The sequence below is a fragment of the Nocardia sp. NPDC050378 genome, assembly GCF_040655675.1.
GTDB lineage: Bacteria > Actinomycetota > Actinomycetes > Mycobacteriales > Mycobacteriaceae > Nocardia > Nocardia coubleae.
On sequence record NZ_JBFAKI010000004.1, the window covers coordinates 376,254 to 399,537 of the forward strand.

Below are 23,284 nucleotides of genomic sequence, written 5' to 3' on the forward strand. Positions count from 1 at the left end.
TACGGTGATCGTGAAAGCATTCACAAGCAACCGTGCGGAAACATTCGAGTCGCACAAGTGAACGATCCACTAACCAGAGGTGCCCTTTGTGGCGCCCGCGCAAAGGAGCAGAGGAATGGACTGGCGCCACAAGGCCATCTGTCGCGATGAGGACCCCGAGCTGTTCTTCCCGGTGGGTAACAGCGGTCCTGCGCTCGCGCAGATTGCCGATGCCAAGCTGGTCTGCGCCCGCTGCCCCGTCACCGCCGATTGCCTGTCGTGGGCCCTGAAGTCGGGCCAGGACGCCGGCGTGTGGGGCGGAATGAGCGAAGACGAGCGTCGCGCGCTCAAGCGGCGCAACGCGCGCACCCGTACGCGTACCTCCGTCTAGGTAGACAAGACGGGCGTTACCGGGCCAGCAGCCCCGGTCCGGTAACGCATGTGAGAACCCGGCACCCATGGGTGCCGGGTTTATTGTTGCCCGGCAACAGTTTTCGAAGTTTTATCGGGCGGAACGGCGACCGAGCGGAACCCGCAGCACCGCGTCGGTGCCGACATCGGCACCGGGGTGCAACCCGATGGAACCGCCCAGTTCCGAGGTCACCAGAGTCCGCACGATCTGCAGGCCGAGGCGGTCGGAACTCTCCAGGCTGAAACCGGTGGGCAGGCCACGTCCGTCGTCGCTGATGATCACGTCGAGCCAGCGCGCCGAACGCTCCGAACGAATCGTCACGGTACCGTTCTGCCCCGCGTCGAAGGCGTGCTCGATGGCGTTCTGCACCAGTTCGGTCAGCACCATCACCAGCGGGGTAGCCCGCTCGGCCGAGAAGACCCCGAGCGAACCCGCGCGGCGCACCTTGATGCGTGCGGTGTGCACCGTGGCCACGTCGGCCATGATCGGCAACAGCCGGTCGACGACCTCGTCGAGGTCGACTTCCTCGTCCACCGACATCGACAGCATCTCGTGCACCGACGCGATCGAGGTGACCCGGCGTACCGATTCCGTCAGTGCCACTTGGGCTTCCGGGTTCTCGGTGCGACGCGCCTGCAACCGCAGCAGCGCCGCGACGGTCTGCAGATTGTTCTTCACCCGGTGGTGGATCTCACGGATGGTCGCGTCCTTGCTGAGCAGGGCGCGGTCGCGGCGCTTCACCTCGGTGACATCGCGCACCAGCACCGCGGGCCCGGCCAGCTGCCCACCCGGGCGCATCACCAGGGTGCGCAGCAACACCGTGGCACCCCGCGCCTCGACCTCCATCCGGCGACCCGTGCGGCCCGCGAGCGCGGCCTGGATATCGGCGACCACCTCTTGCGCGTCGAAGGGGTCGGTGATGAGTGAGCGCGTCGTCACCGCCAGATCCTGGCCGACCAGGTCGGCCTGCAATCCCATCCGGTGATAAGCCGACAGCGCGTTCGGGCTGGCGTAGACCACCTGCCCCTGGGTATCGAGCCGGATGAAGCCGTCACCCGCGCGCGGACTGGAATGGGTGGCCGCCCGGTCCTCGGGGGTGGGGAAGCTGCCGTCGGCGATCATCTGGCACAGGTCGTCGGCGGCCGACACGTAGGCCGTCTCCAGGGTGGAACGCACCCGGGAGCGCTGCAGGTCGCCGTCGCGGCTCAGCACGGCGATCACGTCCTCTCCGCAGCGCACCGGAATGGCCTCGCGCACCGCGTGCACCGGGCTCGCGTCCGCGGCGCCGCTCACCCGCACCTCGGTGTCGGTGCGTACGGCGGCCCCGGTGAGCAACGCGTCGAAGACCTGCGGGAAGTCGGTACGCGACGCGGTGGTGCCAACCTTGTCGTCGAGGTGCACTGTCGGTGCGGTGGTCGGCCGGATCTGGGCCACGCACACCACGTCGGCGCCGTCGACGACCGGGCCGGCGCCCACCCACAGCAGCAGATCCGAGAACGACAGATCGGCGAGCAACTGCCAATCGCCGACCACTCGTTGCAGATGGTCCACGGCGGTGCCGGGAAGGTCGGTGTGTTCGGCCAGGAGCTCGCTCAGTGTTGCCACGCTGGATCTACCGCTTCGTTTCTCGTGCGACTTACGCGATGGTGGCGATCAGGTCGCCCGCCTGTAGAACCTGGCCCGGGGTGACGTCGACGGAGGTGACCTCGCCGTCCACCTCGGTGAGCACCGGGATCTCCATCTTCATGGACTCGAGCAGCACAAGGGTCTGATCGACGTGCACGTGATCACCCACCGCGACCTCGACAGCGAGCACGGTGGAGACCATCTCCGCGCGCACTTCTTCCACCATGACACCCCGTTCTTAGTCGTGTCGGCCACCGCGCTCGCGGCCGTGGCCGTATCCGCCGAAGCTACAGCCAACCACACGTGAAACAATGGCTCTCGATCAGATTGTGCTCCGCGCTGCGGCGGGGAGGACCCAGAGAAGGGAGCTACCTATGGGTAAGCGCGGACGTAAGAAGCGCAGCCGTAAGGGCAACGCAGCCAACCACGGCAAGCGGCCCAACGCCTGAGCCAGGCTCGGACACGAAAAAGGGGCACCCGTCGGGTGCCCCTTTTTTGCTGCCGTCAGCCTTCGGTCGACTCGACCCGGGTGACGGTGATGCAGCGGTGGATCTCCACCTTCAACCGTTCACGCAGACCCTCGGGTGCGTGCTCACCACCGCACTTGCGGTTGAGCAGGCCCTTGATCTTCTCCTCGATGCCGTAGGCCTCGATGCAGGGGCTGCAGTGGTCCATGTGTTCCTGCAGCCGCGCGCGCGTGGCCTCGTCGCATTCGCCGTCGAGCATGAGCCACACATCCGCGAGTACGGCGGTGCAGTCCATCTCCATATCGGGGTCGCTCACTTCGAAACCTCCTGGCGTTCCCCACGGTCGAATCCACGGTCGCGCGCCACCCCGGCGAGCAGACCCTTGAGTTGCTTGCGGCCGCGGTGCAGCCGCGACATCACGGTACCGATCGGGGTGCCCATGATGTCGGCGATTTCCTTGTACGGGAAGCCCTCGACGTCGGCGTAGTACACCGCCATCCGGAACTCCTCCGGCAACTCCTGCAGCGCGGCCTTGATCTCGTCGTCGGGCAGGGCGTCGAGGGCCTCGACCTCGGCCGAACGCAGACCGGTCGAGCTGTGCTCGGCGGTGGCGGCCAGCTGCCAGTCGGTGATCTCGTCGGTCGGGTACTGCGCGGGCTGACGCTGCTTCTTGCGGTAGGAGTTGATGTAGGTGTTGGTCAGGATCCGGTACAGCCAGGCACGCAGATTGGTGCCCTCCTTGAAGGACTTGAATCCCTGGAACGCCTTGACGTACGTCTCCTGCACCAGGTCTTCGGCGTCGGCCGGATTCCTGGTCATCCGCAGGGCGGCGCCGTAGAGCTGGTCGAGCATCGGGAGCGCGTCGCGCTCGAACCGGGCCGCCAGCTCGGCTTCGTCGACTTGCGCGCCGGACGCCTCGGTAGGCACCACGTCATCGTCGCTCGTCACACCAATCCCTTCGATCGCCGTAGCCACCGAATCTACCGGCAGCACGGTGTCGATGGGCAATCGCACGTCCCCCGACGCGAGGGGACGCTCCTCGAGCAGCAGTGTCACTATCTCTCCTCACGTTGTCTCGGGGGGTGTCACTGCTGTGCAACAGGCACTCCCCCGGCTGTGTTCCCGATCGGCCGGTTTTAGGGTGTGCTCATGGCTGCCGCGTCGACGCCCGCGATCAAGGTGCTCACCGCTGCGAAAATCGCGCACCAGGTCCACTCCTACGCCCACGACCCGCGCGCGGACTCCTACGGCGCGGAAGCTGTCGACGCGCTCGGCGACGCACTGGGTGTGGTGGCAGCACAGGTCTTCAAGACCTTGGTGATCGAGCTCTCCACCGGCGCGCTCGCCGTGGCGGTGCTTCCGGTGCCCGCCAAGCTGTCGCTCAAAGCCGCCGCGGCCGCGCTCGGTGCGCCGAAGGCGAGCATGGCCGACAAGACCAAGGCCGAACGAACCACCGGATACGTACTCGGCGGGGTCTCCCCGCTGGGGCAGCGCAAAAAGCTGGCAACCGTCGTCGACGCCTCGGCACTGGAGTGGGACCGGGTGCTGTGCAGCGCGGGTAAACGGGGCCTGGAGATCGAACTCGCTCCCGCCGATCTGGTGCGCGCGGCGGGCGCGGTGACGGCGCCGATCACGGCGTAGCAATCCGATCACAGTCTCGTTCCGAATCCACTACCGACGCATTCCGCGCCCGGTACGACCGATTCGACCCGAGGATGTGATGCGAAAAATGTCCACTCGCTCGACGATCGCCACCCTGTCCCTGGCCCTGATACTCGGCTTCGGCGCGGCGGAGGCCGCCGTTCCCGCCGCGGCGATTCCACCGGTGGCGCCGTCCGCACCGACCGACCCCGGCGACTATCCGCTCAACGGCCAGGGCACCAGCCCGAAGAACGCGCCGGGAGCCGAGAACAACGAGCAGGCCGAGAAGACCGAGAACCTCGGCGGCGGACTGGCCACCGAGATCATCGACCTGGTCACCGGCGCCATCAAATGCGGTCTGAACATCGCCACCGATTCGGTGCCCTGCCCGCTCTGATATTTCCGGCGGCCGGGCACGATCACAGCAGTGTGGTCTGCCCGGCCGCTTCGTCGGGCACCAGCAGTTCGGGACCGTTGTTGCGCACGTTGTTCACCAGGGTGGACACCGGTCGCGCGACGATATTCGCCACCTCGTCCGCGGCAGGGCCGCCGAGCAATTCGGCAGGCGCCGGATGGTCCGGATCCAGCCAGGCGTGCCAGTGCTCACGCGGCATCGGTAAGGGCATGCGGTCGTGGATGCGGGCGAGCTCGCCCACGGCGTCGGTGGTGAGGATGGTGCACGACATCAGCGGTTGCGCGTCCGGTCGGCTCCGGTCGCGCCACACCGACCACAGACCGGCCATGTAGATCCGCGAACCGTCGGCGTGGGACATGAAGAACGGCTTCTTGACCGCCTTGCCCTTGCCGGTCGCAGCGGGTTCGACGAGCCACTCGTACCAGCCGTCCATGGGGACGAGGCACCGCTTGGACTTGGCCGAGTCACGGAACGACGGTGCCGAGACGATCTTGTCGGCCCGGGCGTTGAACAGCGGTTTGCCCTTGACCGGCACACCCGGTTCGGCGGCCATGGTCCAGTGCGGGATCAGCCCCCAGCGCATCCGGCGGATCCGCAGGCGCGGATCGTCGTCGGGGTGGTCGTGCTCGTGGCGTTCGACCACGGTGAGCACCTGGCTGGTCGGGGCCACGTTGTAGCTCACCGTCTCGTCGGGATTGTCGAGATCGGTTTCGTCGACCGCGTCGAGCTCGGCCGCCAAGCGACCGGGGTTGGTCGTAGTCGCATATCGTCCGCACATAGCAACCATGGTGGCACCGACGTCCGACAAGTTCGGCCGACGCGGCGACGCGAGTTCGCGCACCACCGGTGTGTTCGGTCCGCACATGAGGGAGGATGGGCAGGTGAGTTTCTGGCCAGCGCCCCACATCGAGGTCCCCGTCCACGCGACCGTCACCCTGCCCGGATCGAAATCCATCACCAATCGCGCGCTCATCCTCGCCGCACTTGCCGATGGGCCGTCCACCCTCACCGGTGCTCTGCGCAGCCGCGACACCGACCTGATGATCGCCGCCCTGCGCGCCCTCGGCACCGAGATCGCCGGCGACGCCGAAACCCTCGAGGTCACCCCCGCACCACTGCACAGTGCCGCCGTGGACTGCGGCCTCGCGGGAACCATCATGCGGTTCCTGCCGCCCGCCGCCGCCCTGGCCACCGGTGATGTCGCCTTCTTCGGCGACGAGCAGGCCAGGCACCGGCCGCTGTCGACCATCCTCGACGCGCTGCGCAGCCTCGGTCTCGACATCGAGGGCGACGCGCTGCCGTTCGTGGTGCACGGCACCGGGACGCTGCGCGGCGGTGAGGTCACCATCGACGCCTCCGGGTCCTCGCAGTTCGTGTCGGGCCTGTTGCTCTCGGCCGCCCGTTTCGAGCAGGGCATCACCGTCAACCACAGCGGCGGTGTGCTGCCGTCGATGCCGCACATCGAGATGACGGTGGAGATGCTGCGCCGCGCCGATGTCGCCGTCACCACCCCGAGCGACGTGCGCGGCGCGCAGACCTGGACGGTGGCGCCCGGCCCGATCCGCGCCGTCGACTGGGAGATCGAACCCGACCTGTCCAACGCGACGCCGTTCCTGGCGGCGGCCGCGGTCACCGGCGGTGAGGTGAGCGTGCCGATGTGGCCGCGCGGCACCACCCAGCCCGGTGACGTGATCCGCGAGATCCTGGTCCGCATGGGCGCCGAGGCCCGCGTCTTCGACGGGATCCTCACCGTGCGCGGGCCGGAACGGCTGGCGGGCATCGATATCGACCTGCACGATGTCGGCGAGCTCACCCCCACCGTCGCCGCGCTCGCCGCCCTGGCCGATTCACCGTCGGTGCTGCGTGGCATCGCGCACCTGCGCGGGCACGAAACCGACCGTCTCGCAGCGCTTTCCGCCGAGATCAACCGGCTCGGCGGCAAGGTCACCGAGACCGCCGACGGGCTCGAGATCGTGCCGGCCCCGCTGCACGGCGGGCAGTGGCATTCCTACGCCGATCACCGGATGGCCACCGCCGGAGCGATTCTCGGCCTGCGGGTGCCCGGTATCGAGATCGAGGACATCGGCACCACCGCCAAGACCCTGCCGACCTTCGTCACGCTGTGGGAGCAGATGCTCGCGCCTGCGTTATCGGGTGAAGGAGTGGCGCGCTGAGTCGCCGAGGACGCAGCGCGGCCAGCTACGACGAATCCGATGTGCGGGTTCGTCCCGGCAAGGCCTCTTCCCGCCCGCGCACCAAGACCCGGCCGCAGCACAACGACGCCGAGGACGCCATGGTCGTCGCGGTCGACCGGGGCCGGTGGGGGTGTGTCCTCGACGGTGACCCCGACCGGCGCATCGTCGCCATGCGGGCCCGTGAGCTCGGCCGCACCCCGATCGTCGTCGGCGACCGGGTGGGCGTCGTCGGTGATCTCACCGGCAAGCCCGACAGTCTTGCCCGGATCGTCCGGGTCGCCGATCGGCGAACGGTGTTGCGGCGCACCGCCGACGACACCGATCCGTTCGAGCGGATCGTCGTCGCCAATGCCGAGCAGTTGTTCATCGTCGTCGCCCTGGCCGATCCGCCACCGCGCACGGGTTTCGTGGAACGGACCATGGTCGCCGCGTATGCCGGTGGGCTGGAACCGATCTTGGTGCTCACCAAGCGTGACCTGGTGGCCGAGTCCGAATTCGCCTCGGCCTTCGAGGGTTTGGACCTGAAGATCCTGTACGCGGGGATCGACGACCCCATCGAACCCGTGGTCGAGATCTTGCGCGACCGGCTCACCGCGCTCATCGGGCATTCCGGGGTCGGCAAGTCGACGATGGTGAATCGCCTTGTCCCCGACGCCTATCGGGCGGTCGGCGAGGTGTCCGGCGTGGGTAAGGGCAAGCACACCTCCACCCAGTCGGTGGCGCTGCCGCTGCCCGGTGGTGGCTGGGTGATCGACACACCGGGTGTGCGTTCGTTCGGTCTGGCCCACATCACGCCCGACGACGTGATCGCCTCGTTCACCGATCTCGCCGACGCCATCGAGGACTGCCCGCGCGGCTGCACCCATCTCGGGCCGCCCGCCGACCCCGAATGCGCCCTCGATCAGCTGCCCGGTGTCGAGCGACGGGTCGCCGCGATCCGTCAGTTGCTCACCGCGCTGATCTCCAATGAGGCGTGGTAGCACTCGATCAGCGCGCGAATGGGTCTCGGTCGGATTGCGAATTCGACTCGCGTTCGCTCGCGTTCACGACTGCGACACTCCGCGCCGGTACGGTCATGCCCATGAAGCCACCGGCGATCGGATATCTGCGCCGCGACATCTCGGGTGTCGCCCAGTCCTGGGACGAAACGCAGATCCGATCCCTAGCCGAACGCCTCGGCTACCGCTTCACCAAGACCGTGGCCTTCAGCGACCGCACCACCGACCCGATCGGCCGCCTGCTCGAGGTGGTCACCGCCACCTCCGCCGCGGCCGTCGTCATGCCGAGCCTCGCCCACCTCGGCGACCACTTCCCCCACACCCTCCTCGCCGCCTGCGACATCGTCACCGTCGCCCCCGAGGTGACCCACACCCGCACCGCCCCCGCCTTACCCGCCTAAGGGGACGGGCCGTCGCCGTCCGGCATCGCCGCGCGACACCACCGTCGTGCGTGGACTGGAGCCTTCGCGGATCAGGTGAGCGGACGGTAGCGGCCGTCGGGGTCGGTGGTGAGCCTGCCGCGACGGGTCGCGAGGGTGAGGGCGGCTTCGATGCGGTCTTCGGCGATGCCGGTGCGTTCGTGGGCGAACTGGGTGAGGGTGGACCAGACGAGGTCGTCGAAGGTGGGGCGGTTGTGCTGGGCGACATGGGTTATCGCGTTCGCGATCTCCTCGCCGCAGATCGTCTCGATGGGGCGGGTGGTGCCGGGTGGGGTGAAGCGGAAGCCGCGCCAGGTGCCGGGGTCCACGCTCGACGGCCAGACGAAGACACCGAGCGGGGTCGCGCGCACCAGTTCCTCGGGGACCTGACCGAGCACGCAAATCTGTTGTTTCTCGGAGGGTTTCGGCACGCCGAAGCGTTGGGCGATCAGTGTCACCAGGCGGCCGCGTTCGATCGGGCCCTCGATGGCGATGAGCTCGCGGACCGCGGCACGCACCCGGACGGGGATGGTCGCGGCACTGTCGCGGTCGAGGTCGACGGGCGAACCGAGCACGCTCGTCGGTGCGCTCGCGTAGGGGATTCCGGTGGGCAGCCAGTGGTGGGTGCTTCGGGTGCTCGTGACCCACTCGGGCGTCTGGGCGACGGTCGCGGCGATCGGCGCCGAAGGCGGGGTGTAGGCCGCGTACGGGATGTCCGCAGGCGGGGTGTGCCAGGTTTGCCGAGGGTAGCCGCGCCTTTTATGACGGTCGCCGACGACGAGCTGCCAGATCGATACTCCCGCCAGCGCGCACCCCGAGCCGAAGAACACCACGGCCAGGGTGATCTCGAACGGACTGCCGTTGCCGATTCCGGTGAAGTACCCGACGCTGCCGAGCAGCACCCCGAATGCCCCGGCCAGCAGCCCGACGACCCACCCGATTCTGCCGACCCACTGCACGGCACGATCTCCACTTCCGACGGCCGACACCGTCCCCTGTCAGCGATGCGAGCAGCTTACTCCGCCGGGAATGCCCCGGACGCACCTCAGCAGCGGAGTTCGGCCGCCAGCGCTTCGATCTTCCAGCGCATCGGGTCGTCGGGTGGCCGTAGCACCGCGAGGTCGTCCCGTAACCGGGCGACGAACCTCGCGGCCCGCGCGTGATCGCCCGCGGCGGGCAGGTGCTCGGCGAGCGCGAGCCGGACCAGCAGCGCGTCGTCACCGAATTCGTTGTCTGCCGAACGTATTTCACCGAGCATCCGGTACAGCTCGTCGACCGCGGCCGCGGCGGTGAGCTCGCCGAGCGCGGCGCGGCAACCGATCGCGGCTACCCGCGCCCGCCTACCCCTGGTGCCGGTCGGCTCCGCGATCGCTTCGACCCGCTGCCACTGCGCCAGCGCCCGGCGTTGGTCACCGGAGTGCTCGAGCGCGGTCGCGATATCGCCGTGCAAGTCGCCCAGCTGCGGGCTCTCGGGCCCGAAGCGCTGTTCGGCCTGGTCGACGACGCCGAGCAGCACGTCGGCCGCTTGCGCTGCCCGGCCGAGGGCGAACAGTTCGCGATACCGCGCGGCGGCCTCGGACAGACCGGCGGCGGGCAGCTCATGGGAAGGCTTGGGCGGCAGCGGTTCCATCACGATGTCGGCCGGCGGATTGGGTCGGCGGAAGAGGCGCGTCGGGTCGGGATGGGTCCGCGAGGCGGGGTCCGGCGGCGCACCCGGCGTGGGCAGGAACGGCAGGAGCCGCTCGTAGACGAGTTGCGCGCTCGACGGTCGCTGCGCCGGATCCTTGGCCAGCAGCTCGAGGACGAGCTGTTCGATCGGGGCGGGCACGTCCCGGCGCAGCGCCCGCAGCGGTGTCGGCGGGTCGGACAGGTGCCGGTTGTGGGTGTCGAACTGCGATCGGGCTTCGAAAACCCTTCGTCCGCTGAACATCTCGTGCATCACGCAGCCGAGGGCGTACAGGTCGGCGCGTGGCCCCGCCTCCTGCCCGTTCACCAGCTCGGGCGGCATGTAGGCGGCGGTGCCGAGAACCGATCCGGTCCGGGTGATCCGCCCGGTGCTCCCGTCGAGCAGTGCCGCGATCCCGAAGTCGATCACCTTCACCGTGCCATCGTGTGCGACAACGATATTGGCCGGTTTCAGGTCCCGGTGCACCACCGGCAGTACATGGGCATACGACAGCACCGTCGCGACCTGCGCGGCGATCGCGACAGCCCAGCCGACCGGCAGTTCACCGATCTCGGCCAGGTAGTCCCGCAGCGTCACGCCGTCGATGTGCTCCATCACCAGATACACGCTGTCGGCCTGCGCGTCGAGCACGGCGTCGAACACCTGGGGAACGCCGTGATGCCTGATCCGGGCCGTCACCCTGGCCTCACGGCGGAACCGGGCGACGAACTCGTCGACCAGATCGGCACGGGACGCGAACTGGCGCACCGCGATTCGCTTCACAGCGACGGGCCGGTCGAGCACCGTGTCGTAGCCGGCCAGCACCTCCCCCATCCCACCGGCACCGAGCACTCCGGTGATCTCGTACCGCCCGTCGACGATCTCGCCCACCACTACCCCCAGCTCGATACCGGTACCGGACGCCAGCACGATACTGCCCGGCACCGATCGGCACCGCCTCGACTACGCCGTCGGGACCGGTAGCGAGGTCGTCGGCGGCTCCTCGACTACTTCGCCGGTGGCTCGAGTGCGGCCGCAGTGAGGCCGGTGGCGATGAGGTCCGCGGCGGCGCGCGCGGCCTCGGCAGTCGTGCGGGCGCTCACCCTGAGTTGGTGCAGCCGGCGGAATGCCGCGCCGTAGCGTTGCTGTGCGGCGATCGGCAGCAGCGGGATGCGCAGGCGCGCGGGATCGAGGCGGATAGTAGTGGTGCCAAACATGGCGGCCGCGTTGTCGGGGCTGCCGATGAAGCCTGCGAAGAACCAAGGATCCACGCGGGCGGGATCGGTGCGGAAGACGAGCACGCCCGGGCCGGGAACAGCACCGATATCGGCGCCCTCGGCGACGCGGGCGCCCTGGGCGGCACCGTGGTCGTCGCGCAGCCGCGACACCAGGACATCGCCTTCTTCGATCGGCTCCCCCACCGGCGCCCCGGGGGTCGTGATGCCCGACGGGTTGCGGCTGCCGAGCAGGTCGTGGCCCATGAGCACCGGACGCGCGTCGTCAACGGGGGCCGGGTCGGTGGTCGCGGTGACGATCCGCACCGCCTTACCGGCGATCAGGTTGCCGACCGCCACGTAACGCCAGTCCGCGCCGGGGGCCGAATCCCATTCGCGCACAGTCTCGGCCACCGCCCGCAGCTCGCCGAGACGGTCACCGAGCGCACCGATAGCGGTGTGCGCGGCGGCCGAGGCGTTCCCCGGGTCGACCGCCGCACGGACCTGACGGGCGGGCGTCAGATCCACATCGTCGTCTAGGACATCCATAACCCGAACCACGGCGGTGACATCGGGGACCGTCGCGGCCCGCGCTTCACCGGCGTCGAACGCACGCCAGGACTCGAGCACCGTGGTCGACAGGTGCTGCCAGTCCGGTTGGTCCCCACGATTAGGCAGGCGGGTGGTGTCGGCGAACAACAACGTGTCACCGGGACTACCGACACCGGGGCGGCGCAGCACCCACAGTTGCAGCCCGACTTGACGCGGTGTCGACACGCCTGGAGGCAGCGCGATCACCGCGCGCAGCGCACCGGCGCGCAACAGTTCCATGCGGATCCGCCGACCCGACGATCGTGCCGCGACGGCAGGCGGCAGGAGAAGCACCGCGGTCGCGCCCGGGCGCAGGTGGGCGAGGGCATGCTGCGCCCAGGCGAGTTCGGATTCACCGCGCGGGGGCACCGAATACACCCAGCGCGCGTCGAGCGCGAGCTCGTCGGCCCCCCAATCGCGTTGCGAATAGGGCGGGTTGGAGATAACCGCATCGAACTCGGTCTCGGGGAAGGCGTCGGCGAGCAGGGCGTCGCCGGCGCGGATGTCGGACTTCGCCTGCGGGACGAGAATGCCGAGCGCCGCCGCGGTGCGGCCGGCTTGCACCGGGAGGATGTCCTGCCCGTTCAGCTTGGTCGCGCCGATACGCGCGGCTTCGAGCAGGAGGGTGCCACCACCGCAGGAGGGATCGAGGACCGAGCTCGGAGTGGGTGAGGTCGCGGCGGCGAGTAGATCGGCCATGAGAGCCGCCACAGGCTGGTCGGTCGGATAGACGCCGGTACTCGGCCCGTCGAGGCCACGTTCGGACAGTACCGCGAGCGTCTGGGTGACGCCGACTTCATCGATCGCCTCGCGGATGGCCTCACGCACGGGATCGGCGGCTTTCGCACGCTTGTCGGCGACGAATGCCATGAGCGCGACGACCTCGTCGGGGGCGACCTCCGAGCGTAAGAGGGTGCGCAGCCGTTGCACCGGGGAATCGGCGGCGGTGACGCCATGGCCGCGCAGCCACTGCTGCACCTCGGCGAGGTCGAACAGCGGCCGTTTCTCCGAGCCTCCCGGGACGGGCGCGGGAAAGTCGGCGTGGCGGCGCCGCCAATTGCTGACGGTCGCACGGGTGACGCCTGCCAACCGCGAGATCTCGGCGGCGGCCACGGTGGGCGTCGAGTCTGGCATGGGTCTCCTCTCGGCCCCCGGCCCTACCGGCCAGGTAGTCAAGGTCAAACCTTACATGGGTCGGTTACTTATCCGTTCCGTCGTACACATACAAAAGTAGTAAAGCTTGAAAACATTGTTCTCCTGTTGCCAATGGCGTATGTTCGGTGTAGCGTCCTCCTCAACGGAGCGACAACCGGCCAGAAGCCGCTTCCGCAGCGCAAATCTGTTGCGCGCCAACACTTTCACGCTGCGTCAACCAGCCGGGCAACCCCACCCCCAGCACGCCGGACGGTCCGTCCCGGCGCGACCACACCCGACCTTTCCAGACGAGGAGCCAGTCATGTCCCATCCCCAGCACACCAATCCCGGTGCTCCGCAGCAGCCCTATTACCCGCAGCCGCCGAAGAAGCGCAAGGTCTGGCCGTGGGTACTCGGCGGCTTCCTCCTCGCGGTTCTCGCCCTCTTCGGCGGCTGCGTGGCCCTCATCGGCGGGGCAGCCAACGAGGTCGCCAAGAGCGAGCAGGCCCGGTCGGTGGCCGCACCGGCGGGAACCGAGGTCCGCGACGGGAAATTCGCTTTCACGGTGACGCAGGTCGACCCGCCGGTCCGCACGGTCGGCGACAACCCGTACCTGCAGAAGACCGCCCAGGGCGAATTCGTGCTCGTACACATCGAGGTGACGAATGTCGGCGATGTCGCCCAGCAGTACTTCGGGGCGAATCAGAAATTGATCGACGCCCAGGGTCGCGAGTTCGCCAACGACACCTCGGCGGAGATCAATGTCAACGACGAGCTCGTCACCGAGATCAATCCGGGCAACAAGATCTCGATGGTCCTGGTGTTCGACGTGCCGACCGGCACCGACCCGGCGGCGGTCGAATTCCACGACTCGGCCTTTTCCAACGGTGCGCGGGTAGCGCTGAAGTAAGCGATCACCCGGCTCGGTGCCCGGCGGTATCCGCCGGGCACCGAGCCGTGCGCGTACGGGAAAATGCGGGGTATGACCACTGACGACGGGCGACCCGGACCGCCGATTATGAGCCCGAGCATCCTGGTGATCACCCTGTGCCGACGGGTGGAGGCGGCGCTGGGAGCGGGGCTGGCGCCGTTGGACCTGACGGTGGCCCGGTTGGGGCTGCTCGGGCATATCAACGGTGTGCCGGGGGCCTCGTTCAGCGAGCTGGCACGGATGTCGGGGACCAGCGTGCAGAGTGTGCACACCTCGGTGAAGGCGCTGGTCGGGGCGGGGCTGGTACGGGACCGGACCGCGCGGGCGGGGTCGGCGTCGACCATCGAACTCACCGAAGACGGGGTTCGCCTGCTGGCGGCGGCACGAGAAGTGGTGTCGCAGGTCGATATTCAGCTCTTCGGCCCCGAGGCGGATCCGATCCAGCGACAGGTGGGCGCGGCGATTCTCGAGGCGTTCTCGGGCGCCTCGCCCTAGCACTTTCAACAACTATGAAGGTTGCGCTACGCTTCAAGCATGTTGAAGGCTGGAGGTCGGTAGTGGAACATTTCTTGCTGTCGGTGCATGTGCTCGCGGGCATCGTTTTCGTCGGTGGCTCGGCGGTGGCCACCAGTCTTTTCCCCCGCTACGCGCCGATCGCCGCGCCCGAACCCGATTCGGTGCGCAGCCGGTCGGTGGCCGTCGCGATGCACCGCATCACCGGCAACTACGCGAAACTGGCGATCATCGTGCCGGTGGTCGGGATCATTTTGGCCACCATTCAGGGCCGGATGAACGAAATCTGGATCACCTCGGCCATGATCACCACGGCCATCGCGGGCGGCCTGCTCGCGGTGCAGATCCATCCGATGCAACGCGAGGCACTCGACGAGCCCGACGACGGCAAACGCCTGCGAATGCTGTCGATGCTCGCGGGGATCTACAACCTGCTGTGGACGGCGGTCGTCGTCCTCATGATCGTGCGCCCGGGCGGCTGAGCGCGTCGAGGAACACGGCGACGAGGTCGGGGGTCGAGGCGGGGTTCTGGCCGGTGTGCAGGCAGCGATCCGATTCCACATGCGGGGCGAAGGGTTCGGCGCGGCGGTAGTCGACACCGAGTTCGGTGAGCCGGTCCTGCAGGAGCCAACGGGCCCGATCGGCCAGCCCGTTGAGTTCTTCCTCGGCATTGCTGAAGGCGGTCATGCGGTAGCCCGCGAAGTCGGCGCCGGTGGCGAGCAGGGCTGCGGGGCCGTGGCTGATCAGCGCTGTCGGCTTGTCCGCGCGCAGGGCATCGACGAGCAGCGCGGCGGAATCGGCGTTGCCGGCGAGGTCTTCCATCGGCCCGTAACCGCCGGGGTAGTAGAGGGCGTCGATGTCGGCGGCGGAGATCTCGCCGAGGGCGACGGGCTTTTCGAGAACCGTCGCGCCCTTGATCGTTTCGGCCACTTCCTGCGCTTTGTCGTTGCCGCCGTTGGCGTTCGGCGCGAGGCTGCCCAGGTCGACGGGCGGCACCACCCCGCCGGGCGTCGCCACCAGCACCTCGTGTCCCGCCTCGCGGAAGGCCAGGTAGGCGGTGGTGAATTCGGCGGCCCAGTAGCCGGTGTAGTGCTTGGCGCCGGTGGTGAGACTCCAGCGGTCGGCACCGGTCATCACGAACAGGATCTTCGCCATCATCGCCTCCCGAGCAGGGCCGATCGACGTCAGGTGTGTTTGGCGCCGATGGTGTGCAGAATCTCGTGGATGATCGGGTCGGCGAGTCGGTTGGTGACCGACCGCCCTTCCCGGCTCGATACGACGCACCCCTCGTGCCGCAGCACGCGCAGCGCCTGGGAGATCGCGTTCTCGGTGCGCCCGATCGCGGCAGCGAGCTCACCCACGCTGATGCCGGGGGTGCGGTGCAGGCAGAGCAGGATCTCCAGCCGGTTGGGGTCCGAGAGCAGGTCGAATCGCTGCGCCCAGGCGCGGATCTCGACATCACCGATCGCGCGCCTGCCGAGCTCGACCGGCGACCCGTCCAGTGTGCGTGGCTCTCCCATAACGCCCTCAGCTTAGTCGCCGGATTCGGCACCGGACTATCATCTGTCCATCTGTTCAGATAAACAGCTAGGAACATCATGATGCGAATTCGGACCGTCGCGGGGGCCGCGTTCGCGCTGGTACTCACCGCCTGCGGTGCGCCGACCGCCACGACCACCGATTCGCTGGTCCTCGCGGATGCCGCCGAGCTGGGCGGATACAACCCGATCGCCGGGTACGGCGCGGCAGGCGAGGCGAAGATCTACGACGGTCTGCTTCGGCTCACCGGCGGTCCGGGGATGCCCGGTTTCGCACCCGCGCTGGCCACCGAGTTGCCGAGAGCCGAGCCCGGTGCTGCCGTGTGGACGGTGCCGCTGCGCACGGGCGTGCGGTTCAGCGACGAAACCACGTTCGACGCGGCCGATGTGGTGGCCACGTATCGAGCGATCCTCGACCCTGCCTCGGCTTCGGAGGTCCGTTCGTCGTTCTCGATGATCGAGCGGGTCGAGGCGATCGATCCCGCCACCGTGCGATTCACGCTGCGGCACCCGTATGCCGCGTTCCCGACCAAGCTGCTCATCGGGATCGTGCCGTCGGAAGCGGTGGCCGAACCGGGACCCGCCACCGAGTCGGCGCTCAACACGAAGCCGGTCGGCACGGGGCCCTACCGGCTGACAACACTCGAACCGACCCGAGCCGTCTTCGTGGCGAACGAGAACTATTGGGGCGGTGCGCCTGTCGTCAAGCGGCTCGCGGTGCTCCACGTCCCCGACGACAACACCCGCGCGCAGCGGATGGCGAGCGGCGAGCTGGACGGAACCTCGCTGCCACCGCTGCTGGCCGCCACCTTCGCCGATCGCGCGCCGATGTCGGTGCACGCCAACACCTCTGCCGATTGGCGCGGTGTCTCCCTGCCCGCCGGTGATCCGGTGGCCGGTGATCCCGCGGTCCGGCTCGCGCTGAATTTCGCCGTGGATCGGCAGGCCATGATCGACAACATCCTCGGCGGATACGGGCGGCCCGCTTACACCCCCGTTCCCGAGGTATACGGCGAATCCCACAACCCCGCAGTGTCTTTCGCGTTCGATCGGGCGCGTGCCGAGCAGATTCTCGACGCGGCGGGCTGGCCGCGCGGTGCGGACGGCGTGCGCGCGAAGCAGGGTGTGCGGGCCCGGTTCACGGTGATGTACAACTCCACCGATACCTTGCGCCGTGACCTCGCCATGGCTTTCGCCTCGGATGCTCGCCGGGTCGGTGTGGAGGTCGACCTCGAAGCGTTGTCCTGGGATCGGATCGAACCCCGGATCGAACGGGCGGGCATCCTGCTCGGCGGCGGCAGCGAGCCCTTCGATACCGATACGCAGGCCTACAACACCCTGCACACCGTCGATCCGGGTGCCGGCAGTCCGTACGACAACGCGAGCCGCCACTCCGATCCCACGATCGATGCCCTTCTCGAAAAGGCCAGGCGCACCCTCGACCCGGCTGACCGGGCCGCCGCCTACCGGGCGGTGCAGACCCGCTACGCCGAGGACCCGAGCCACGTTTTCCTCGTCCACCTGGATCACACCTATGTGGTGAAGGATTCGGGGTGGACGATGTCGGGTCCGGTGCTCGAACCACACGCGCACGGCGTGACATGGGGGCCGTGGTGGTCATTACAGACCTGGACGCGCGGCTCGTGAGGGGGCGTGGCATCGCGCGGATGACGCGGCGGCGGGTGCTGACGATGATTCCGGTGCTGGTCGTGGTGTCGGCGGCGCTGTTCGCGGCGGCGGCGGTGTCACCGTTCGACCCGCTCGTCGGGTACCTCGGGGACCGCTACGTGACCACGGGCACCGCCGATCGCGCGGTGCTCGCCGGGCAGTTGGGGCTCGACGTGCCCTGGTACCGGCTCTACGCGCGGTGGGCCGCCGATCTGTGCACCGGCGACCTCGGGGTGTCGCGTAGCTTCGCCCAGCCGGTGGGTGAGCTTCTCGCCCAGCGCGTTCCGTGGACGATGCTGCTGGTCGCGGTCGCCATGACGGTGGCGGTCGCGGTGTCGCTCGTGGCCGGGGTGGTCGCGGGGATGCGCCGCGGTGGCCTGCTCGACCGGGTGGTGAGTGCCGCCTGCGTGGCCCTGCAGGGGCTGCCGCCGTTCGTGGTGTCGCTGGCCGTGATCGGGGTGTTCGCGGTGGGGCTCGGCTGGTTGCCGCCTGCGGGGCTCACCGATGCGGGCGCCGAGGTCGATGCGGCGCAGGTCGCCCGGCACCTGGTGTTGCCCGCCGCCGCCCTGGCGGTCTCGCAGCTGCCGTGGTTGTTGCTCGCGGTGCGGGAAACGGTGGCCGCCAATCGCGGTGAGGACTTCGTGGTGGGCGCGGTGACGCGCGGCATCGACACCGCGACCGTCACCCGCCGCCACATCCTGCCTTCCTCGCTGGCTCCGTTCGTCACGATCCTCGGTGCGCGACTGCCCGAAGTGGTGGTCGGCGCGGTGCTGGTCGAGGAGATCTTCTCCTGGCCAGGGGTGGCCGGTGCCTTCGTGCAATCGGCGAAAGACCTGGATATGGCGTTGCTGGCCACGCTGACTGTCGTCACGACGGGTGCGGTGCTGCTCGGTTCGCTGCTCGCCGACATCGCGGTGGTACTGCTGGATCCGCGGGTGCGGGCCGATGGCTGAGCGTGCTCGGCGACGGCTGGTCGTCGCGGTCGCGGTGCTGGTCGCCGTGTTGATCTACACGCTCGTCGTGCCGTGGCTCGGTGGTGTCGAGGACCGGCTCACCGATTTCGCCCAGGCCCGGCAGGCGCCGTCGGCGCAGTGGTGGTTCGGTACCGATGCGGCGGGCCGGTCGCTGTTCGTGCGGATCGCGGCGGCGCTGCGCACTTCGCTGGTGGTCGCGGTGTGCGCGGCGGCGGTGTCGACGGTGCTCGGTGTGCTGGTCGGTGCGGTATCGGCGCTGGCAGGCGGACGGGTCGACCGGGTGCTGATGCGGTTCGCCGACACCGCCAACGCCCTGCCGCATCTGCTGCTTGGCATCGTGATCGTCGCGCTGTTCCGGGGCAATGCCGTAGCGGTGGTGTTGTCCATCGGGCTCACGCATTGGGTGCAGGTGGCGCGGATCGTGCGGGCGGAGAGTCTGAGCCTGCGCGAACGCGAATATGTGGCTGCCGCAGTGCTGGCCGGGGCCGGACGCACCCACCTGTTCACCCGGCACCTGTTGCCCGCCGTGACACCACAGGCGTTGATAGCGGTGGTTCTGCTTCTGCCGCATGCGATCTGGCATGAGTCGACGCTGTCGTTCCTCGGGTTCGGCTTGCCGCCGCACGAACCGAGTCTTGGCACCCTGCTGGAGGAGGCGCGGAGTTCGCTGTTGCTCGGCGGGTGGTGGACATTGGTGTTCCCGGCGGGATTCCTGGTGGTGACGACCATTGCGGTCGCTGTGGCCGGGTCGTCGCTCCGGGGGATTCTGTTGCCGCCCAAGCCTTCCCGGATTCCGCGATGAGCGGGGTGGGCGCAAGTCCCCGGACGGAGCTTCCGGAGGGGCTGCGGATCGATGGGCTGACGGTGCGGATCCCCGTGCGACGTGGCGCTGTCGTGCATGCGGTGAGTGAGGTGTCGCTCGAGGTTGCGGCAGGCACGGTCACGGCGCTCGTCGGGGAATCCGGTTGTGGGAAGTCGATTGTCGCGAGCGCGGTGATGGGGGTATTGCCGCGGGCGGCGGTGGTGAGTGGGTCTGTTCGACTCGATCTTCGTGCTCGAAGCGTGCACATCGTGGGTGATCGCGGCGGATCGTGCTCGCCGGCGAACGCCGGGACTGATCCTCGCCCTCCACAATCCCGATGGTCGGCGCGTCGTCGCCAGGCCGAGCCGTACCGTGGTCGTCATATCGCGTTGGTTCCTCAGTCCGCGAGCACACATTTCACGCCGGTTCGTACGATCGGCTCGCAACTTGCGGAAACCGTTGCAGCGCTGGAAGCCTCGCACACACCGGCAGACCTGCTGCGCCGAGCCGGCCTCGAACCCGCAGCACTGAACCTCTATCCACACCAGCTGTCCGGTGGAATGGCGCAGCGGGCGGCGGTCGCTGCGGCGCTCGCCGGTGATCCCGCGGTGATCGTCGCCGACGAACCGACGGCCGGGCTGGACCGCGGTCACACCGATCGGATCGGCGCCCTGCTGCGTGAGTGCGCCGACGCGGGTGCGGCCGTCCTGCTCATCACCCATGATCTGAGTCATTTGTTGCGGGCGGGGATCGCCGACACGGTGGCGATCATGTACGCCTCGCGGTTGATGGAGGTGGGGCCCGCGGCCGAGGTGTTCGCGGATCCGTGGCACGACTACACGCGCGATCTGCTCGCCGCGCTACCGGAGCACGGCCTGCACCCACTCCCCCATCCACCACGGGAGCTGACGAATCTGTCCGACATCTGCCCCTACGCGGGTGGACCTACTGTGCTGGTTCCACAGCGGCAACGCAGGATTCGGAAAGGTATCGACGGTGCTCATCGCTGATTCGATCACTGTCGGCTACGGCAGCCCCGTACTCGAGGACGTGACGCTGACGATCTCGCCCGGTGAGATCGTCGGACTCGGCGGCGAATCCGGTTCGGGAAAAACAACTCTCGCCGCCACCTTGGCGGGACTGCGCACGCCCGATGCGGGGCTGGTCACGGTCGACGGCGTACCACCCCGACGCGCACGCGGCACCACAGCCATGGTCTTCCAGTCCCCGCGCGCCGCGGCCAATCCCCACTTCACCGTGGCACAGATCATCGCCGAGCCCGCCCGAATCCATCGCCGCCCCATCGATATCCCCGCCTTGGCTACCTCGGTCGGCCTCACCCCCGACCTCCTCGACCGCCGCCCCCACACCCTCAGCGAAGGCCAGCTCCAACGCGCCTGCCTGGCCCGCGCCCTCGCCCAGAATCCGCGCTACCTACTCCTCGACGAACCGACCGCCATGCTCGACGCGGCGACGACCGCCGCCGTCATCCGCCTGGTCATCGAGCACGCCACCACCCTCGGCGTCCTCCTCATCAGCCACGACCCCGCCCTCCTCGAGGTGGCTTGCACCCGTGTGCACACCCTGCACAAGGGCACACTTTCTCCACAACTGTCTCAGCCGGGGCTCAGCGAGCCGGTTTAGCGTGGCCGGGTGACATCGACGCTGGGGACATGCACCGGAACGCGACGGCGTTTGAGCGGGTGGGGACGCACCGCGCCGACCGTCGCCGAGGTCTTGCGCACGCCCGATCTGGAACTGATCGCCGAACGGGTGCGCACCGCGGGCGCGCGCGGGGTGATCGCGCGCGGGCTCGGCCGCAGCTACGGAGACCCCGCCCAGAACGGCGGCGGCCTGGTGGTCGACATGACCGCCCTGGACCGGATCCACCGCATCGACCCCGACAGCGGGATCGTCGACGTGGACGCGGGCGTGAGCCTGGACGCGCTCATGCGCACGGCCCTGCCCCACGGCCTGTGGGTGCCGGTGCTGCCCGGCACGCGCCAGGTGACCGTCGGCGGAGCGATCGCGGCGGATATCCATGGGAAGAACCATCATTCGCAGGGCAGCTTCGGCAACCACGTGCCATGGAATTGCTCACGGGTGGGTCCGACGACGGCTACGACTATTCGATGGCGGTGCCCGACACCATTTCCACCGGGGCGAAGCTCGGCCGCGCGGGTTTCAGTCGTGGGTCGCTGGCCACGCTCGATCAGCTACCTGCGAAATTGCGCGCCGAGCCGCTGGCTTTCGATGCGCCACAACTGTTCACGGTGCCCGACATCTTCCCCAACGGCATGGTCAACGCCGTCACCACGCGCATCGCCGGGGAGGCGGCGCACCGGATGTTTCCCCGCCGGGCACGCGGCCGCATCCAGAATCTGACGCAGTTCTATCACCCGCTCGACCTGCTCGGGGAATGGAATCGCGCCTACGGCAAACGGGGTTTCCTGCAATACCAGTTCTCGATGCCCTTCGGCGCCGAACAACACCTGGCCGAGGCCGTTCGCGCCATCGCCGAATCGGGCAATCACTCATTCCTCAACGTGTTCAAACGCATGGGCGCGAGCAACCCGGCACCCTTGTCCTGGCCGCACCCCGGTTACATGCTCAGCCTTGATTTCGCCTGCACCGACGGCCTCGGCCGGTTCTGCGCCGAACTCGACGAGCGCGTCCTCGCCGCGGGCGGGCGCCTCTACTTCGCCAAGGACTCCCGCACCACCCCGCACATGATCGAAGCGATGTACCCCCGCCTCGACGAATGGCGGCGCATCCGGAACCGAATCGACCCGGAGGGTGTTTTCGCCTCCGACCTCGCCCGCCGCCTGCGTCTCCTCGGCTGAGTCAGGCGAGCCGGATCCGCAGGGATTCGTACGTGGGGATGAAGACTTTCCGGCGGTAGCGGCGGTGCACGATTTCCCACGGACGGCCCGCGGCGGTGAGGGATTCGAGCAGGGCGGTCAGTTCGGAGTGGACCAACTGGGCACCGAGGCACAGGTGGCGGCCACCGCCGAACCAGAGCTGGCGGGTTTCGGGGTTGTAGTCGCGGTGGATGTCGAAATCGCCCGCGGCATTGTTGATGGTCCAGGTGAGGATCTTGACGTGATCGCCTGCTTTGAGGTCGCGGTCGGCGACGCGGACGTCGGCGGTGACGGAGCGGCCGACGAGGTAGGCGGGACTCGTGACGCGCAGGGTTTCGCGGACCGCGTCGGGAAGGCGGTGGGGGGCGGCGAGCAGGGCGCGGTGCTGGTCGCTGTCGTGCATGATCGCGACCATCCTGGTCATGGCGCTGGCCAGGGTGTCGGTGCCCGCGACCGCCATGAGGATCGCCAGCCCGGCCGCGTGTTCGACCGCGAGACCGAGTTCGCGGCAGCGGCCGAGGGTGGTGTCGGGGTCGGCGCGCTCGTAGGCGGCGGGAACGTTCACGGCGAGCCGGGTGGCCAGTTCCCTGGCCCGCGCCACCGCGACCGGGTCGAGGGTGGTGGAGGTCATGGTGCCGAAACCCAGGTTGACCAGCTCCTCCACATGATGGAACAGGCGAAGGAACAGCGCGTCCTGGTCGGCGTCGGGATCGCCACCGATGGCCGCGGCGATGTCCTCGGGCCGCATGCCGACCAGGTCGGAGACGCTGCGGCCGACGAGGATCTGCGCGCGGGCGGCCATGTCGACCGTCTCACCCGCCGCCAGCCGCTCCCGCAGATCGCGCAGATCGGGGCCGATGACCCGCCGGACGAGGGCATCGGTGTGGGTGAGGGTGAACAGGTCGCGCACCTTGGTGCGCAACTCGGTGTGCCCCGGACCTTCGAACAGGTCCTGCACCCAGTCACCGATCACCTGCGACCACCAGTGCCCGGCCGCACCCTCGGAGACGATGCTGAAGTGAGTGCTGTCGTTGTAGATCTGGCGGGCGATCACGGGATCGGCGACGAACCAGCCGAGTGCGGGCACTTTGCGCACCGGCCGCGCGACCCGTCCCAACAGCAATAAGCCCGGTAACCAGGGCTGACCTGCGGCTAGTAGGGTGAGTTCACGGCGACGAGCAGTACTCCACACCCCGGCAGAATCTAGCTGACCAGGCCCGATTAGTGAAGGTCTGTGACT

At 68.7% G+C, this 23,284-nt stretch carries 25 protein-coding genes and 1 pseudogene; 15 read left to right on the forward strand and 11 right to left on the reverse strand.

What is annotated here, in order from left to right; genetic code table 11:
• Positions 1–115: 115 nt before the first annotated feature.
• Positions 116–370, forward strand: coding sequence for a WhiB family transcriptional regulator (locus AB0I35_RS11915; protein WP_022567051.1), 255 nt, complete (start codon positions 116–118; stop codon positions 368–370).
• Between the two features lie 111 nt (positions 371–481).
• Here the strand turns inward: AB0I35_RS11915 and AB0I35_RS11920 are convergent, their stop codons facing one another.
• From AB0I35_RS11920 to AB0I35_RS11935, 4 genes are all read right to left on the reverse strand, one after another.
• Positions 482–1,996 (reverse strand): histidine kinase N-terminal domain-containing protein, encoded by a 1,515-nt coding sequence (locus AB0I35_RS11920; protein ID WP_357395786.1) that lies wholly within the window; start codon positions 1,994–1,996, stop codon positions 482–484.
• A 31-nt stretch (positions 1,997–2,027) separates the two neighbouring features.
• Positions 2,028–2,243: a biotin/lipoyl-binding carrier protein gene (locus tag AB0I35_RS11925; RefSeq protein WP_067491718.1), complete on the reverse strand. Its 216-nt coding sequence runs from the start codon at positions 2,241–2,243 to the stop codon at positions 2,028–2,030.
• Between the two features lie 278 nt (positions 2,244–2,521).
• A complete protein-coding gene (gene rsrA, locus AB0I35_RS11930; protein WP_067637392.1) occupies positions 2,522–2,785 on the reverse strand; it encodes a mycothiol system anti-sigma-R factor in 264 nt (87 codons plus the stop codon).
• 11 nt (positions 2,786–2,796) lie between these two features.
• Positions 2,797–3,432 carry a sigma-70 family RNA polymerase sigma factor gene (locus AB0I35_RS11935; protein ID WP_067491716.1) on the reverse strand — a complete coding sequence of 212 codons (636 nt, stop codon included), beginning with the start codon at positions 3,430–3,432 and terminating at the stop codon, positions 2,797–2,799.
• A 201-nt stretch (positions 3,433–3,633) separates the two neighbouring features.
• Here AB0I35_RS11935 and ybaK point away from each other — a divergent pair, with 201 nt between their 5' ends.
• Positions 3,634–4,125 carry a Cys-tRNA(Pro) deacylase gene (gene ybaK, locus AB0I35_RS11940; RefSeq protein WP_357395787.1) on the forward strand — a complete coding sequence of 164 codons (492 nt, stop codon included), beginning with the start codon at positions 3,634–3,636 and terminating at the stop codon, positions 4,123–4,125.
• Positions 4,126–4,213: 88 nt separating this feature from the next.
• Positions 4,214–4,522 carry a hypothetical protein gene (locus AB0I35_RS11945; protein WP_357151103.1) on the forward strand — a complete coding sequence of 103 codons (309 nt, stop codon included), beginning with the start codon at positions 4,214–4,216 and terminating at the stop codon, positions 4,520–4,522.
• A 22-nt stretch (positions 4,523–4,544) separates the two neighbouring features.
• Here AB0I35_RS11945 and AB0I35_RS11950 read toward each other — a convergent pair whose 3' ends face one another.
• Positions 4,545–5,318 carry an SOS response-associated peptidase gene (locus AB0I35_RS11950; RefSeq protein WP_357395788.1) on the reverse strand — a complete coding sequence of 258 codons (774 nt, stop codon included), beginning with the start codon at positions 5,316–5,318 and terminating at the stop codon, positions 4,545–4,547.
• An 85-nt stretch (positions 5,319–5,403) separates the two neighbouring features.
• Here AB0I35_RS11950 and aroA point away from each other — a divergent pair, with 85 nt between their 5' ends.
• The 3 genes from aroA to AB0I35_RS11965 all read left to right on the forward strand — a co-directional run bounded on the left by aroA (position 5,404) and on the right by AB0I35_RS11965 (position 8,134).
• On the forward strand, positions 5,404–6,714 hold the full coding sequence (aroA, locus tag AB0I35_RS11955) for a 3-phosphoshikimate 1-carboxyvinyltransferase (RefSeq protein WP_357395789.1): 1,311 nt from the start codon (positions 5,404–5,406) through the stop codon (positions 6,712–6,714).
• Positions 6,711–7,715, forward strand: a complete 1,005-nt coding sequence (rsgA, locus tag AB0I35_RS11960) for a ribosome small subunit-dependent GTPase A (protein WP_208115331.1) — start codon at positions 6,711–6,713, stop codon at positions 7,713–7,715. Before aroA ends, rsgA begins: the two co-directional genes overlap by 4 nt.
• Before the next feature lie 101 nt (positions 7,716–7,816).
• Positions 7,817–8,134 carry a hypothetical protein gene (locus AB0I35_RS11965; RefSeq protein WP_357395790.1) on the forward strand — a complete coding sequence of 106 codons (318 nt, stop codon included), beginning with the start codon at positions 7,817–7,819 and terminating at the stop codon, positions 8,132–8,134.
• Positions 8,135–8,205: 71 nt separating this feature from the next.
• On the opposite strand, the gene AB0I35_RS11970 is transcribed toward AB0I35_RS11965, so the two are convergent.
• From AB0I35_RS11970 to AB0I35_RS11980, 3 genes are all read right to left on the reverse strand, one after another.
• The gene (locus tag AB0I35_RS11970) at positions 8,206–9,111 is read right to left on the reverse strand and encodes a hypothetical protein (protein ID WP_357395791.1); all 906 of its coding nucleotides are present in this window, start codon (positions 9,109–9,111) and stop codon (positions 8,206–8,208) included.
• A gap of 86 nt (positions 9,112–9,197) precedes the next feature.
• Positions 9,198–10,763: a serine/threonine-protein kinase gene (locus AB0I35_RS11975; protein WP_357395792.1), complete on the reverse strand. Its 1,566-nt coding sequence runs from the start codon at positions 10,761–10,763 to the stop codon at positions 9,198–9,200.
• A gap of 62 nt (positions 10,764–10,825) precedes the next feature.
• On the reverse strand, positions 10,826–12,757 hold the full coding sequence (locus tag AB0I35_RS11980) for an N-6 DNA methylase (RefSeq protein ID WP_357395793.1): 1,932 nt from the start codon (positions 12,755–12,757) through the stop codon (positions 10,826–10,828).
• A gap of 322 nt (positions 12,758–13,079) precedes the next feature.
• Here AB0I35_RS11980 and AB0I35_RS11985 point away from each other — a divergent pair, with 322 nt between their 5' ends.
• The 3 genes from AB0I35_RS11985 to AB0I35_RS11995 all read left to right on the forward strand — a co-directional run bounded on the left by AB0I35_RS11985 (position 13,080) and on the right by AB0I35_RS11995 (position 14,683).
• A complete protein-coding gene (locus AB0I35_RS11985) occupies positions 13,080–13,667 on the forward strand; it encodes a DUF4352 domain-containing protein (RefSeq protein WP_357395794.1) in 588 nt (195 codons plus the stop codon).
• A gap of 72 nt (positions 13,668–13,739) precedes the next feature.
• On the forward strand, positions 13,740–14,183 hold the full coding sequence (locus tag AB0I35_RS11990) for a MarR family winged helix-turn-helix transcriptional regulator (protein WP_067491704.1): 444 nt from the start codon (positions 13,740–13,742) through the stop codon (positions 14,181–14,183).
• A 62-nt stretch (positions 14,184–14,245) separates the two neighbouring features.
• A complete protein-coding gene (locus AB0I35_RS11995; protein WP_181700312.1) occupies positions 14,246–14,683 on the forward strand; it encodes a hypothetical protein in 438 nt (145 codons plus the stop codon).
• Here AB0I35_RS11995 and AB0I35_RS12000 read toward each other — a convergent pair.
• Positions 14,658–15,356 (reverse strand): type 1 glutamine amidotransferase domain-containing protein, encoded by a 699-nt coding sequence (locus AB0I35_RS12000; protein WP_357395795.1) that lies wholly within the window; start codon positions 15,354–15,356, stop codon positions 14,658–14,660. The two genes, AB0I35_RS11995 and AB0I35_RS12000, sit on opposite strands and share 26 nt — an antisense overlap.
• Positions 15,357–15,385: 29 nt before the next feature.
• The gene (locus AB0I35_RS12005) at positions 15,386–15,721 is read right to left on the reverse strand and encodes a metalloregulator ArsR/SmtB family transcription factor (RefSeq protein WP_067491441.1); all 336 of its coding nucleotides are present in this window, start codon (positions 15,719–15,721) and stop codon (positions 15,386–15,388) included.
• An 81-nt stretch (positions 15,722–15,802) separates the two neighbouring features.
• On the opposite strand from AB0I35_RS12005, the gene AB0I35_RS12010 reads away from it, so the two are divergent.
• The 6 genes and pseudogenes from AB0I35_RS12010 (at position 15,803) to AB0I35_RS12035 (ending at position 22,026) form a co-directional block, all read left to right on the forward strand.
• The gene (locus tag AB0I35_RS12010) at positions 15,803–17,386 is read left to right on the forward strand and encodes an ABC transporter substrate-binding protein (RefSeq protein ID WP_357395947.1); all 1,584 of its coding nucleotides are present in this window, start codon (positions 15,803–15,805) and stop codon (positions 17,384–17,386) included.
• Between the two features lie 20 nt (positions 17,387–17,406).
• Positions 17,407–18,360, forward strand: coding sequence for an ABC transporter permease (locus tag AB0I35_RS12015; RefSeq protein ID WP_357395796.1), 954 nt, complete (start codon positions 17,407–17,409; stop codon positions 18,358–18,360).
• Positions 18,353–19,183 (forward strand): ABC transporter permease, encoded by an 831-nt coding sequence (locus AB0I35_RS12020; protein WP_357395797.1) that lies wholly within the window; start codon positions 18,353–18,355, stop codon positions 19,181–19,183. Before AB0I35_RS12015 ends, AB0I35_RS12020 begins: the two co-directional genes overlap by 8 nt.
• Positions 19,180–20,193, forward strand: coding sequence for an ATP-binding cassette domain-containing protein (locus tag AB0I35_RS12025; protein WP_357395798.1), 1,014 nt, complete (start codon positions 19,180–19,182; stop codon positions 20,191–20,193). Before AB0I35_RS12020 ends, AB0I35_RS12025 begins: the two co-directional genes overlap by 4 nt.
• Positions 20,180–20,827 carry an ATP-binding cassette domain-containing protein gene (locus tag AB0I35_RS12030; RefSeq protein ID WP_357395799.1) on the forward strand — a complete coding sequence of 216 codons (648 nt, stop codon included), beginning with the start codon at positions 20,180–20,182 and terminating at the stop codon, positions 20,825–20,827. The genes AB0I35_RS12025 and AB0I35_RS12030 overlap by 14 nt, the downstream gene beginning before the upstream one ends.
• Before the next feature lie 9 nt (positions 20,828–20,836).
• A pseudogene (locus AB0I35_RS12035) lies at positions 20,837–22,026 on the forward strand (FAD-binding oxidoreductase).
• 1 nt (position 22,027) lies between these two features.
• Here AB0I35_RS12035 and AB0I35_RS12040 read toward each other — a convergent pair.
• Complete coding sequence (locus AB0I35_RS12040; RefSeq protein WP_357395801.1) at positions 22,028–23,131, reverse strand: cytochrome P450; 1,104 nt, start codon at positions 23,129–23,131, stop codon at positions 22,028–22,030.
• Positions 23,132–23,284: the final 153 nt, after the last annotated feature.